General features: G+C 69.6%; 12 protein-coding genes. 4 read left to right on the top strand and 8 right to left on the bottom strand.

Features of this window, described 5'->3' with window-relative positions; genetic code table 11:
• Positions 1-24: 24 nt before the first annotated feature.
• The 3 genes from PQB87_RS30545 to PQB87_RS30535 form a co-directional block, all read right to left on the bottom strand.
• Complete coding sequence (locus PQB87_RS30545; protein WP_489243181.1) at positions 25-411, bottom strand: tautomerase family protein; 387 nt, start codon at positions 409-411, stop codon at positions 25-27.
• A 65-nt stretch (positions 412-476) separates the two neighbouring features.
• Positions 477-980, bottom strand: a complete 504-nt coding sequence (locus tag PQB87_RS30540; RefSeq protein WP_059687649.1) for an aromatic-ring-hydroxylating dioxygenase subunit beta — start codon at positions 978-980, stop codon at positions 477-479.
• Positions 977-2260, bottom strand: a complete 1284-nt coding sequence (locus PQB87_RS30535; protein WP_060317039.1) for an aromatic ring-hydroxylating oxygenase subunit alpha — start codon at positions 2258-2260, stop codon at positions 977-979. The genes PQB87_RS30540 and PQB87_RS30535 overlap by 4 nt, the downstream gene beginning before the upstream one ends.
• 138 nt (positions 2261-2398) lie before the next feature.
• Between PQB87_RS30535 and PQB87_RS30530 the strand changes: the two genes are divergently transcribed.
• Positions 2399-3319 (top strand): LysR family transcriptional regulator, encoded by a 921-nt coding sequence (locus tag PQB87_RS30530; RefSeq protein ID WP_153489980.1) that lies wholly within the window; start codon positions 2399-2401, stop codon positions 3317-3319.
• 25 nt (positions 3320-3344) lie between these two features.
• On the opposite strand, the gene PQB87_RS30525 is transcribed toward PQB87_RS30530, so the two are convergent.
• Together PQB87_RS30525 and PQB87_RS30520 are read right to left on the bottom strand one after the other, a co-directional pair.
• Entirely contained in the window at positions 3345-4334 is a 990-nt protein-coding gene (locus tag PQB87_RS30525; protein WP_489243180.1) for a PDR/VanB family oxidoreductase, read from the bottom strand.
• Between the two features lie 156 nt (positions 4335-4490).
• On the bottom strand, positions 4491-5888 hold the full coding sequence (locus PQB87_RS30520; RefSeq protein WP_059687652.1) for a spinster family MFS transporter: 1398 nt from the start codon (positions 5886-5888) through the stop codon (positions 4491-4493).
• A 411-nt stretch (positions 5889-6299) separates the two neighbouring features.
• On the opposite strand from PQB87_RS30520, the gene PQB87_RS30515 reads away from it, so the two are divergent.
• On the top strand, positions 6300-7418 hold the full coding sequence (locus tag PQB87_RS30515) for a porin (RefSeq protein ID WP_174413613.1): 1119 nt from the start codon (positions 6300-6302) through the stop codon (positions 7416-7418).
• Between the two features lie 47 nt (positions 7419-7465).
• Here PQB87_RS30515 and PQB87_RS30510 read toward each other — a convergent pair whose 3' ends face one another.
• Both PQB87_RS30510 and PQB87_RS30505 read right to left on the bottom strand, forming a co-directional pair.
• Positions 7466-8500 carry a LysR family transcriptional regulator gene (locus PQB87_RS30510; protein WP_153489975.1) on the bottom strand — a complete coding sequence of 345 codons (1035 nt, stop codon included), beginning with the start codon at positions 8498-8500 and terminating at the stop codon, positions 7466-7468.
• Positions 8497-9471 carry an AraC family transcriptional regulator gene (locus PQB87_RS30505; RefSeq protein WP_489243179.1) on the bottom strand — a complete coding sequence of 325 codons (975 nt, stop codon included), beginning with the start codon at positions 9469-9471 and terminating at the stop codon, positions 8497-8499. The genes PQB87_RS30510 and PQB87_RS30505 overlap by 4 nt, the downstream gene beginning before the upstream one ends.
• A 149-nt stretch (positions 9472-9620) precedes the next feature.
• Between PQB87_RS30505 and PQB87_RS30500 the strand changes: the two genes are divergently transcribed.
• On the top strand, positions 9621-10727 hold the full coding sequence (locus PQB87_RS30500; RefSeq protein WP_489243178.1) for an NAD/NADP octopine/nopaline dehydrogenase family protein: 1107 nt from the start codon (positions 9621-9623) through the stop codon (positions 10725-10727).
• Entirely contained in the window at positions 10724-11734 is a 1011-nt protein-coding gene (locus PQB87_RS30495) for a 3-hydroxybutyryl-CoA dehydrogenase (RefSeq protein WP_489243177.1), read from the top strand. Before PQB87_RS30500 ends, PQB87_RS30495 begins: the two co-directional genes overlap by 4 nt.
• 122 nt (positions 11735-11856) lie before the next feature.
• On the opposite strand, the gene PQB87_RS30490 is transcribed toward PQB87_RS30495, so the two are convergent.
• Positions 11857-13212, bottom strand: a complete 1356-nt coding sequence (locus PQB87_RS30490) for an MFS transporter (RefSeq protein ID WP_226214856.1) — start codon at positions 13210-13212, stop codon at positions 11857-11859.
• Between the last annotated feature and the right edge of the window lie 73 nt (positions 13213-13285).

The following is a 13285-nucleotide window of genomic DNA, read 5'->3' as shown; positions in this document are numbered from 1 at the left end:
GATGGAGCGACGCCCGGCCCATAGTCAGCGCCCCAGCGCCCGCGCGGTCCGGCCGCCGATGCCGAAGTCGGTGTTCGGGATGTCCTTGATGATCACGCGCGTGGCCTGCAGCGGTGCATCGAGCACGTTCGCGCCCGCGTCGGACAACGCGGCGATCAGCGCGCGCTTTTGTTCATCGGTGCGGCCGGCGATCAGGATCGCGACGATCACGGGCAGCGACGGCGGCGCGCCGTCGGCGGCGGTGCGCCCGCCAAGGCCGATATGCGTGGCGGGCAATTCGGTGAGCAGCACGCGCACCGATTCGAGCGGTGCACCGATCGCGCTGACGGTCGCACCGCTGAGCCGCGCGATCAGTTCGGCCTTGCGTGCATCGTCATGGCCGGCGGGCAGGAATACTTCGAGTGTGGGCATGGTCGTCCGGAAAGGTGAAGGTTGCCGGCTCACCTTTGCGCTTGCAGCGGCGAACCGGCCACGGCTCACAGCAGGAAGCCGATCGCGCTGAGCGCTTCGGTCGAGTCGATCAGGCGCACGACCTTTTCGGCAATCCGCATCTCGCCTTCGGCATCGACGTGCAGCTTGTGCGTGACGTCGGCCGCGAACAGCGTCGCGACGCCGCGCTTGTACGCGACGACGACCTGCGCCGATTTCAGCTCGACGGTGCCGGCGCTGCCGCTTTCCAGCGTGAAGCGCGACACGGTGCGCACCGTGCGCGCCGCGTCGGCGGCCGACGCCGAGTAGCCGGACACCATCCGCTGCACGCGCTTCTCGCGCATGTCCTGGTCGTCGAACACGTAGTTCAGCGTCGCGGCGAAATCGGTCGTGTCGGGATCGATCGGCACCACGTAATGGCCGGCCGGAGCCCACAGGTCGAGCCAGGCGCGATAGTCGCGGCGGTCGAGCATCTCGGCTTCGCGCCACACGAATTCGACCGCGCGGGCGAAGGTCTGCTCGGAAAAGAGGGCGTTGCGGTCGTCCATCATTGCTGCTCCATCATCTTGCGCCATTGCTGGTAGGCCTCGCGCATCCCGGTTTCGTCGGTCGCATGGGCGGTCTTTTCGCCGTTCGCGGCGGTCGTCTCGCGGTTCAGCCCGCGATTCACGAGGATCGGCACGTCGGGGCCCGCGTGCGCGCCGCGCTGCACGCGCTCCCACGCTTCCGCGTCGTCGGGGCTCCCGAAGCCGAACGGGCCCTGGAAGTGCTCGTGAATGCGCAGCCGCTCGCGGTTCGCTTCGTCGGGGCCGCCGTCCATTGCGAGCGCGACGTGGCGGATCTCGGTTTCGTTCGCCGAGATCGGCCGCAGCACACGGAAGAACGCCATCGACAGCGCGAGGTTCGGGAACAGGTTCAGGTTGAAGCCGACACCCATCAGCGAGCGCACGATGCGGCGCACTTCGTCCGGCGAGTGGCGCTCGGCGAGCTTCGCCGCGAGCGGCGCGAAGCGCTCGGGCAGCGGCGCGCCGTCGTCTTCGTCGAGATCGATCAGCTCGGGCATCAGCACCGCGAGGCTGTGGCCGTTGCCGAGCCCGCGGCAGAACGCGTCCTCGCTCGTCATGAAGCTCGTGATCGCGGCGGCCGTCTCGTCGTCGATCGACTTCATCCACGACTTGTGCACGACCGGGAAGTGATAGAGGTCGGTCGTGTTCTCGAGCTGGATCTTCCAGTTGCCCTTGAACTTGAACTTGTGCTCGCCGTTCGCCTTGATCGGGTAGCCGGCGCCCTGTTTCATGAACAGGTCGATCCACGGCTTCGCGCCGCCGAGGAAATCCTCGAGCGGCTCGATCGTGTCGTTGAAGCTCGCGAAGACCAGCCCCTGGTACACGCCGACGCGCAGCTTTACGAGCGGCAGGTCGCCTTTCTCGCACACGCCTTCGTAGCCGTCGCCGTAGGGCAGCGCGCGCAGCGTGCCGTCGAGCGCGTACGACCAGCTGTGATACGGGCACGTGAAGCCCTTTGCGTTGCCCTTGTGCGATTCGCAGACGGTCGCGCCGCGATGGCGGCAGCGGTTCTGCAGCACGTTGATTTCGCCGGTCTTGTCGCGCACGACGATCACCGGCTGGCGGCCGATCGTCGTCGTGATGAAGTCGCCCGGGTTCGGCAGCTCGCTCTCGTGCGCGACCCAGATCCAGGTGCGGTAGAAGATGCGCTCGAGCTCGGCTTCGAACAGCGCGGGATCGTGATACATCGCCGGCGCGATGCGGTCGGGTTGCGCGAGGCCGTGCAACGCACGGGTGTCGATCGTCTGGTAGGGAATGTCGCTCATCGTTGTCGTGGGGAAGAGTCGCGAAATCGGGCCGCGCAGCGCACGGTATCGAGCACCCAGTCTCGTCTCCTGCTATATATCCGTCAAATTGATCTAAAATTGGCGGATCAATAAATACGGCAAATGATGGAGGCTACGATGACGTCGGTCGATCATCTCGATCTGAACCTGTTGCGCGTATTCCAGGCGATCGTCGAGGAGCGCAGCCTGACGAAGGCCGGCGAGCGGCTCGCGCTGTCGCAGCCGGCCGTCAGCTATTCGCTCGGCCGGCTGCGCACGCTGTTCGACGATCCGCTGTTCGTGCGCACGCGCTCGGGCATGCAGCCGACGCCGGTCGCGCTCGAACTCGCGGGCATCGTCGGCAAGGCGCTCGACATGGTGCGCGTGGCGCTGCGCTACGCGGAGCGCTTCGATCCGGCCACCAGCACGCGCACGTTCCGGCTGTCGCTGTCGGATGCGGGCGAGATGGCGTACCTGCCGGCGATCTGCCAGGCGCTGCGCGAGCGCGCGCCGCGCGTGACGCTGAGCGTGCAGCCGCTGCCGGTGGAAGAGATCGAGGAAGCGCTGCGCGCGAGCCGGCTCGATTTCGCGATCGGCAACCTGCCGGAACTGATGCCGCGCACGCGCCACCAGGTGCTGTTCGAGGAAACGTATGTGTGCATGACGGGCCGCCGGCGCGGGTTGCCGAGCGGCGGCGCGCTGAGCCTCGAGCAATTCGTGCGCGCCGCGCACGTCAACGTGAAATCGGTCGAGCACAGCCACCACGCGCTCGACGACGCGTTGCGCGCGCAGGGCGTGGGCCGCAACATCGCGCTCGAGGTGCCGCATTTCGTCGCGCTGCCGAGCGTGCTGTCGGTCACGGATCTGTACGCGACGCTGCCGAAGCGGCTCGCGCAGATCCTGAACCGCGACAACGCGTTCCGCCTGTACGACCTGCCCGTCACGCTGCCGCCCGCGCCGGTGACGATGCACTGGCACGAGCATTTCCATGAAGACGAAGGCAACGCGTGGATGCGCACGCTGCTGGCCGAGCTTGTCGAGGGGTTCGACAACGCGTGACGGCGGCCGGCGCGTGCCGGATGTGTCAGAGATCGAGCACCAGTACCGCCGAGCGCGCACGCGACACGCAGCAGCAGATCACCGTGTTGCTCGCGCGCTCGGCCTTGCTGAGGCAGTGGTCGCGATGATCGGGCTCGCCGTCGACGACGGGCACCATGCAGGTGCCGCACACGCCTTCGCCGCACGACGTGTCGACCTCGACGCCGATGCGGGCGAGCGCGTCGACGATCGACGTGTCGGGCGTGACGCGTACCGATTGCCCGCTGCGTTGCAGGCGCACCTCGAATCCATCGGCCGGGGTGGGGCCGGTTTCTGCCGGGCCCGCATCGGCGGCGACGGGTTCCGCCGCGAAACGTTCGAGATGGATCGAGTCTTCTGGCACGCGCGTCGCGGCTGCCGCGACGACCGCCTCCATGAACGGCCCCGGGCCGCACGTATAGACGTGCGCGTGTGCGTCGACCGATTCGACGCAGCGGCCCAGCGCGGCCGCGAGCGCGTCGGGCTCGACGCCGTAGTGGAACGTCACGTGCGACGCGAACGGCTCGGCCGACAGTTCGTCGACGAAGGCGGCATGGTCGCGGCTGCGCGCGAAATAGTGCAGTCGATAGCGCGCGCCGCGCCGGTGCAGCGCATACGCCATCGACAGCAGCGGCGTGATGCCGATGCCGGCCGCGATCAGCACGTGCTCGCTCGCGTCATCCGTCAGACGAAACAGGTTGCGCGGCGTACCGATCGACAGCTCGGCGCCGACCTGCACGTCGTCGTGCAGCGAACGCGAGCCGCCGCGCGACTGCGCCTCCTTCTTCACCGCGAACAGGTAGCTGCCGCGTTCGTCGGGGTTGCCGCACAGCGAGTATTGCCGCGTGACGCCGGACGGCGCGGTGACGTCGATATGGGCACCGGGTTCATACGCGTCGAACGGCTGGCCGTCGATGCGCGAAACCCGGAAACAGCGGATGTCCTGCGCCGCGTCGATCAGCGCGTCGATCCGGACCTGGTGGCGGTTCGCTTGCATGGGAAATTCCGTGGGGTACGAGGAAAGCGGCGCGGCAGACACCGCGCCGTCATGCGATCGAGAATAGGGACGGGCATCGCATAAATCAAATCGATTAAAAAGCGATGCCTGAATCAGTGGGATGGATGATGGCTGGCGTCGGAGTGCGCCCGTTGTTCAGCGCGCGGCGATTGCGTTGCCCGCCTCGGTTGCCTGCGGTGCCGCTGCCGACGCATGGCCGCGCTCGCGATCGAGGCTGCGGCGATAGTGCCGGCAGCCGGCGGCGAGCAGCAGCGCGGCGAGCGTGGCCGCCGCGACGTTGACGATCGACATCGAATGGCCGACCGCCGCCGGCGCGCCGAACACGCGATCGGTGAACAGCGCGACGACGGTCGTACCGATGCCGAGCGCGATCAGGTTCGACACGAGCAGGAACAGTGCGGAGATCTGCGCGCGCATCTGGTTCGGCGCGAGCGTCTGCATCGCGGCGGTCGACGTCGGCATCGGGAACGACGCGAAGAACATCGCGACGACGAGCATCGCGAGCGAAGCGGGCAGCGAGTCGAGTTGCGTGAACAGCGTCGCGGGAATCACCATGCACGCGGCGCCGATCGCGCCGGCGCGCATCGGCGCATCGCTGCGGCCGCGTCGCAGCAGCCAGTCGTTGAGCCAGCCGCCGCAGAACACGCCGGCCGTGTTCGCGACCAGCAGCACGATGCCGAGCGTGTAGCCGGCTTCGACGGCCGTCATCCCGAAGCGGCGGATATAGAACGCGGGCGTCCAGCTCAGCAGGCAGTACAGCGTCATCGCGTAGAACGAGAAGCCGAGGTAGTGGCACGCGAAGGTCGCGCGATGCGTGCCGACGAAGCGCAGCGAATCGCGCATCGACACGCGCCGCACGGCGCCCGAGCGATCTTGTGCGAGCCCCTTGCGCTGCGGGTCGCGCACGGTCGCCGCGAACAGCAGCGCGACCAGTAGCCCCGGCAGCCCGACGATCAGGAACGTGACCTGCCACGCATGCACCTGTCCGACCACCGGCAGCGTGAACGCGCTCGCATGCTTGAGCAGCGCGATCACGTAACCGCCGATCAGGAACGCGACGCCGCCGCCGATGAACGAACCGAGCGAATACACGGCGATCGCGCGCCCGAGCTTCTCCTTCGGAAAGTAGTCGGCGAGCATCGAATACGCGCCGGGCGACAGCGCGGCCTCGCCGACGCCCACGCCCATGCGCGCGATGAACATCTGCACGAAATGCTGGCTGAGCCCGCACGCGGCGGTCGCGACGCTCCACAGCGCGATGCCGAGCGAGATGATCCGCGGGCGCGCGTAGCGATCGGCGAGATACGCGACCGGCAGCCCCATCACCGCATAGAACAGCGAGAACGCGAAGCCGTTGAGCAGGCTGAACTGCGTGTCGGACAGATGCAGGTCGCGCTTGATCGGCTCGATCATCAGCACGAGGACCTGGCGGTCGACGAACGAAAAGACGTACGCGAGCATGCAGATGACGACGACATACCATTCGTACGTATAGCGCTTGCCGTCGGCAGCGCGGGCCGTGGATGCGGACATGCGGATTCTCCAGGAGCGGGCGGTGGGGATGCGCGGCAGCGGCCTCGCGGGCCGGGCGCCGTCGCGGCGCGAAAGCGTGCGGAGGGCACGTGTCGGAGACGCAGCGTAGTCGGCCAAATCCGGCCGCCATAGCCGGAGTGACAGCCGCGCCACACGGGCATCTACCGACCCGGATAAAGAAAACACCAGGGTGACGCGCGCCGGCCGCCGCGCGGCGCGCTTGCAGCGGGGCGCGCGCGCATCATGCGGCGCATCTATAAGCGTTATAGAGCGCATTGCGTCGACGTCCGAAATTGTCGTTCCTAGACTCGGCCCGTTTTTGATCGGCAGCGTTGGCCCTTCGCGGCGAACGCGCTTCACACCAGCCGGCGCGATACCGACAGGCGCCGGAACCTCTACGGGACGACGACGATGAACCAACCGAACGGGCGGGCCGACCGGCTTGCCGTACCGCTTGCCGCGCTGCTGGCCTGCGCGGCGCTCCCTGCATTCGCGCAATCGAGCGTGACGCTCTACGGCCGCGTCGACACCGCGATCGAATACGCGAACGCCGGGCCGAACCACGTGACGCGCATGGGCAGCGGCAACCTGTTCGCTTCGCAGTGGGGGCTGAAGGGCGTCGAGGATCTCGGCGGCGGCTACGCGACGATCTTCAAGCTGGAGGACGGCTTCAACGCGGCCAGCGGCGCGCTGTCGAACAGCAGCGCGCTGTTCGGCCGCGAGGCGTGGGTCGGCATCACGGGGCCGTTCGGCGGCGTGCAGTTCGGCGAGCTCTACACGATCCTGCACACGACGCTCGTCACGTACAGCCTGCCCGGACTCGGCGCGGGGCTCGCGTGGGGCAACGCGACGAACAACTTCGTCGGGCCCGCGTTCCTGCGCGTGCGCAACTCGATGCGCTATACGTCGCCGCGCTATGCGGGCCTCTTGCTGCGCGCGATGGCCGCGCGCGGCACCAACGGCGCGGCCGGGCAGCCGGCGACGCTCGGCGATACGTACGGCGCGGGGCTCAACTACGTGCGCGGCGGCCTGTCGGTCGACATCGACTACATGCAGCAGAAGTTCAGCCCGGTGGCCGCGGCCGCGCTCGGCGACACGAGCCCGGCCGCGAACGGCAACTACACGCTCGGCGCGATTTCGTATGACTTCAATGTCGTGAAGGTCGCCGCGCTGTACCTGCGCCATCGCGGCGGCCCCGACGTCGCGACCGCGATCGACAGCCAGAGCGCGTATCCGCACAGCGACATCATGGAGCTGAGCGCGACGGTGCCGATCGGGCGTGCGTCGCTGCTGCTGAGCGTCGGTCATTACCGCAAGGTCGCGGACAGCGACGGCAACGCCGATTCGTACGGCATCCGTTTCGACTATCCGCTGTCGAAGCGCACGGTGCTGTACACGGGCGCCGCGATGGTGCGCAACGGCGCGCATGCGCGCTTCGTCGTCAACGGCGCGGCAGGCGGCGGCGTCGCGGTCGCCAAGCCGGGCGCAACCGCGAGCTCGATCGTCGCGGGCATCCTCACGTCGTTCTGACCGGCGCGCGCCGCTGCCCGCTTGCGCCGTCCGAGCCCTTCGCGCCGTCATGCGCAGGCGGGCGGTTGCGGCGCGAGCCATGCGTCGAACGGCGCCAGCTCGCCGATGTGGAACAGTTCGAGCAGCAGCGCGCGCAACCAGCGATGGCCGGGGTCCGCGTCGAAGCGCCGGTGCCAGTACGCGTTGACGGCCCATTCGCCCGCACCGGCGATCTCGTACAGGGCACACGGCTGACGCGCCGCGAACGTGATCGCGATCGTCTCCGGCAGGATCAGCGCATAGTCGCCGTCGCGCAGCAGCGCGGGCACCACCATGAAATCGGGCAGCGCCGCGCGCACGCGCGGCATCAGCCCGTGCCGTTCCAGCAGCTGCATCGATTGCGGATGCGACGTGACCGCGACGAAGCGCAATGTATCGGGTGCCTCGCCATCGAGCACGTAATCGTCGGGGAGCGCGACGCGCTGCGCGGTGCGGCGCGGCATCAGCAGCACGCAGCGCTCGTGCAGCAGCGCGGTGCGCTGGAAGTGGCTCGACGCGTCGGCGAAATGCCCGAGCGCGAAGTCGATGCGCCCCGATTCGAGCGCGACGTTGAGCTGGCATTCGTCGACGTGCAGCGTCTCGATCACCGCGCCCGGCGCGCGGCGGTCGAACGCGGCGAGCAGCGTCGGCAGGAACGCGCTCGCGGCGAAATCGCTCATGTGCAGGCGGAACACGCGCTGCGTACTGTCGGGCGTGAAGCGCGACCCTTCGTCGAGCACGTCCTGCAGGATCGCGAGCGCCTTGTCGACCGAGATCGCCAGCCGCTGCGCGCGCGGCGTCGGCTCGACGCCGGTGCCGGTGCGCACGAACAGCGCGTCGCGGAACATCAGCCGCAGCCGGCCGAGCGCATGGCTGACGGACGGCTGCGTGACCCCGAGCCGCAGCGCCGCGCGGCCGACATGCCGCTCCTCGTAGACCGCGCGAAACGTCTTCAGCAGGTTGAGGTCGAGATCCTGCACGCGCAGTTCCGACAGGTCGCTGTCGTGCGGCGCGGATTCCACGCGGGTCGGGGCCGCCGGGCGGCCGGTTGCGGTGTGCGTCATCGGGATTGCCTCGCGGTGACGGAAGGCGCATGGCCGTAGCGCCGCGCATACGCCTTCGCGAAATGGCCGAAGCCATGGATGCCGTGCGCGATCAGCACGTCGGTCACGCTGCACGCGTCGCCGCGTTGCAGCGCCGCGTGCACGGCGGCGAGCCGGCGCTCGCGCACGTAGGCGGCCGGCGTGGTGTGCAGGAACGCGCGAAACGCGTGCTGCAGCGTGCGGGGCGCGACGCCCGCGACGGCCGCCAGCGCGGCGAGCGCGAGCGGCTCGCCGAGGTGCGCGTCGACGTGATCGCACGCGCGGCGCACGTGCGCCGGCAACGGCGGCGTGCCGCGTGCGAGCGCGTCGCTGTACGAGTGCAGCAGGTGCGTGAGCAGCAGCGACATCAGCCACGCGGTGAGATCGGCGCCGAAGAGGGGCGAGGCCGTGCCGATGCGCGGTTGTGCGCCGAGCTTGCACAGGTATTCGAAGGTCGGCAGCACGAGCGCGGCGCCCGTGCCGGTGCCGCCGGCCGCGAGATCGAACTGCAGCGGCCGCGTGAGCGTTGCCCGCAGCATGTGCTGCAGCTTGCGTTCGAGCGCGCCGCGTTCGAGCCGCAGCACGAGGTTGCGGCAATCGGGGCTCGTGCTCAGGCGGCTGGCGAGCGCGGGCGACGATACGGTCAGCTCGCCCGGGCCGGCGCGTGCGACGACGCTGCCGGCCTGCAGCTCGCAGGCGCCGGCGAGCGTCAGCCTGAACAGGAAGTGACCGGCATCGTCGCCGAAGTCGATGCGCGTTTCGCGGCCGTAGCAGAGTTCGAGCAGCGCGCCGTGATGCAGCGGCACTTCGTACAGCTCCGCATGAAACGGATCGCGGCCGCGTGCGGCCATCCGGTGCGGCCCGAGCCGGTGCGCGACCGCGCGTTCGACTTCGTCGGGGGCGTGCAGCGTGCCGAGCCTATTCGGCGCATGGCGGGAAAGGGCGATATCCATTCACGGACCTCGTATCGGATGCAGGGGCGCGGTTTCGTGCGTGTCGCCCCGATTGCGTTGCGCGAACGGGCGCGCCGTTGCGCGTTTTGAAGCGACGCGGCGGGGGCGGGCGCGTAGTCTCGGAAGCACTCATTCACCGGGAGAAGACGATGAAGGTATGTGTTCTGGGCGGCGGCCACGGCTGCCATGCGGCGGCCATCGACCTGTTCGAGAAAGGCCACGACGTGACGTGGTGGCGGCGCGACCGCGAGCCGCACGCGCGGCTGCGCGAGCTTGGCGTGCTGAACGTGACCGACTATCGCGGCAAGCGGACGGTGCCGCTCGGCGACGCGCCCGGCGCGATCCGCCTGACCGGCGATCTCGCGGCCGCGTTGCGCGGCGCGCGGCTCGTCGTGGTGCCGCTGCCGGCCACCTCGCACGACGCGCTCGCCGCGCAGGTCGCGCCGCTGCTGGAGGACGGCCAGGTCGTGTTCCTGCCGCCCGGCACGTTCGGCAGCGTCGTGTTCGCGCGCGCGGCGGCCGATGCCGGCAACCGTTCGCGCGTCGCCTTCGCCGAGACGGGCACGCTGCCGTATCTCGTGCGCAGGCACGGCGACAACGACGTCGTGATCAGCGCGTACGCGACGCGGCTGCCGACCGGCGTGTTTCCGGCGAACGCGTCCGGCTGGGCGTTCGACGTGCTGCGCGCGGGTTATCCGTCGGTCGAACCGGTCGAGGATGCGTTGTCCGGCGCGCTGATGAACGCGGGCCCCGTGATCCATCCGCCGCTGATCCTGATGAACGCCGGGCCGCTCGAACACTTCGACGCATGGGACATCCACAACGAAGGCACGCAGCCGTCGATCCGCCGCGTGACGAACGCGCTCGACGCCGAACGCATCGTGGTGCGCGAGGCGCTCGGTTACCCGGCGCCGCATTTCCCGCTTGCCGATCACTACGCGACCGACGGCGACGAATGGATGTACGGGCGCGGCGCGCACGGCAAGCTGACCGATAGCGGCGACTGGCGCGAGAAGATCGATCTGCGCACGCATCGCTACATGCTCGAAGACACCCGGCTCGGGCTGTCGTTCATCGTGTCGTGCGGGCGCCGGGCCGGTGTGCCGACGCCCGTCGCGCAGGGGCTGCTGAGCATTGCGAGCGCGGTCGCGGTGCGCGACCTGTATGCGGAAGGCCGCACGCTGGAGCGGCTGGGGCTCGCCGCGCTGTCGATGGACGCGATGCGCGCGCTGCTCGACGCGGGGTACGCGGCATGAAGGCGGGCGCCGATGTGACGCGTGTCCACGTGCTCGGCGCGGGGCGCATGGGGCAGGGGATCGCACTCGTGTTCGCGTTCGCGGGGCTGGACGTGACGCTGGTCGACTTCAAGCCGCGCGACGCGGCCGGATGGCGTGCCTTCGAGGCACGCACGCGCGACGAGATCGAGAGGCCGCTGCATGCGCAGGTCGCGCTCGGCCGCATCGACGCCGCGCAGGCCGAAGCCGTGGTCGCGCGCATCGCGCTCGTCGCCCGGGACGGTGCGGCCGATGCGGTGCGACAGGCCGGCATCGTGTTCGAGGCGTTGCCCGAAGTGCTCGATGCGAAGGCCGACGCGCTGCGCTGGCTCGGCGCGCATGTCGGTGCGCATGCAACGATCGCGTCGACGACGTCGACGTTCGTCGTCACCGAGCTGCAACGCTACGTCGCGCATCCGGAGCGGATGCTGAACGCGCACTGGCTGAACCCCGCGCTGCTGATGCCGCTCGTCGAGATCAGCCGCAGCGATGCGACCGATCCGGCCGTCGTCGAATCGCTCGCCGCGTTGCTCGAACGTGTCGGCAAGAAGCCGGTGATCTGCGGGCCGGCGCCCGGTTATATCGTGCCGCGCATCCAGGCGCTCGCGATGAACGAGGCCGCACGGATGGTCGAGGAGGGCGTCGCGAGCGCGGCGGACATCGACACGGCGATCCGCACCGGTTTCGGCCCGCGCTTCGCGGTGCTCGGGCTGCTCGAATTCATCGACTGGGGCGGCTGCGACATCCTGTACTACGCGTCGAAGTACCTGGCCGGCGAGATCGGCCCGCGTTTCGCGCCGGCCGCGAGCGTCGTGCGCAACATGGAAGCCGGGCGCGACGGCGTGCGCACGGGTGCGGGCTTCCACGACTATGCGGCGGTCGACGTGCCCGCGTACATGCGGCAGCGGCTCGGCGAATTCGCGCGGCTCCTCGATCACCTCGGGCTCGCGCCGGCGTTCGACGGTGCGCGGCGGGAGGGCGGCAACTAGGCGGCGCGCCGGGGTGGCGGGCGCGGCCGGTGGCACGCGCCTGGAACGGCCGTGCCGGCCGCCGCCGTGTTCGCCGCCCGCCGGTGCGGATCGGCCCGCTTGCGCGGATCGAAGCGTCGGGGTCACGCCGTGTCGCCGCGCGTGTTGGTAGCGGGAGCAGCGGGAGCGGCCCTCACGATCCGCGTTTCGCGCATCACGCACAGCGTCGCGACGGTGACGAGGCCGAGCGCGACGAGAAACAGCGACACGGGCCACGATGCGTGATAGCGCGCGAGCAGCGCGGTGGCGATCAGCGGCGACATCCCGCCGGCGAAGATCGACGCGACTTCATGCCCGAGCGCGACGCCCGAGTAACGCACCTCGGTGCTGAACAGCTCGCCGACGAGCGCGGGCAGCGTGCCGATCATCGCGCCGTGGCTGACGGCCGTGCCGACCGTCAGCGCAAGCCAGACGAGCGGCGTCACGCGCGTGTCGAGCAGCCAGAAGAACGGGAATGCGCACGCGACGAGGCTCAGCGCGCCGATCAGGTACACGGGCTTGCGGCCGATCCGGTCGGACAGCCGTCCCCACGCGAGCATCGCACCCATCTCGACGATCATCGCGATCATCACGCCGGTCAGCATCACGCCGTTCGGGATGCCGACGTATTTGCCGTAGACGAGCGAGAACGCGAGAAAGATGTAGGCGCCGCCGTTCTCGGCCACGCGCAGCCCCATCGCGAGCAGGATTTCCTTCGGATGGCGGCGGATGCACTCGACGATCGGCAGATGCGTGTGCGCGCCGCGCTGGCCGGCTTGCTCGAAGTCGCGGCTTTCGGGCAGGTGGCGACGGATATAGATGCCGATCGCGAAGATCGCGATGCTCGCGAGGAACGGCAGCCGCCAGCCCCAGGTGCGGAACATATCGTCCGGCAGCGCCTGCGCGGCGAGAAACGCGGCCGACGACAGCACGAAGCCGCCGCCCACGCCGAGCTGGCTCCACGCCGCGTAGTAGCCGCGCTGCTCGGGCGGCGCGTTCTCGCTGATCATCAGCACGCCGCCGCCCCATTCGCCGCCGGACGCGATGCCTTGCAGCAGGCGCAGCACGACGAGCGCCGCCGGTGCCCACAGGCCGACCTGCGCATAGGTTGGCAGCAGGCCGATCGCGAAGGTCGATGCGCCCATGATCAGCAGCGTCCACACGAGCGACGCCTTGCGCCCGTAGCGGTCGCCGACGTGGCCGAACACGATCCCGCCGAGCGGCCGCGCGACGAAGCCGAGCGCGAATGCCGCGAAGGCGGCGAGGCTGCCCGCGAGCGGCGACGCGCCGGGCGGAAAGAACACGTGGCCGAACACGAGCGCCGCGGCCGTGCCGTACACGAAAAAGTCGTACCACTCCATCGCGTTGCCGGCGACGGAGGCGATGACGATCCGGCGCAGCTGCCGGTCGGCGAGCGGCCGGGCGGCGCTCGGGGATTGCACGGTGTCGGTCGGGTACATGGCGGACTCTGAAGGGGGGCGGGCGCGTGCCGTCTTTGCGGCACTGCGGGCTAGTGTTGTCGGCCCGCCGCTC

It is taken from the genome of Burkholderia sp. KL41, assembly GCF_057005415.2.
The sequence above is the reverse complement of the archived record's forward strand: the minus strand, read 5'-3'. Positions and strand labels throughout refer to the sequence as shown.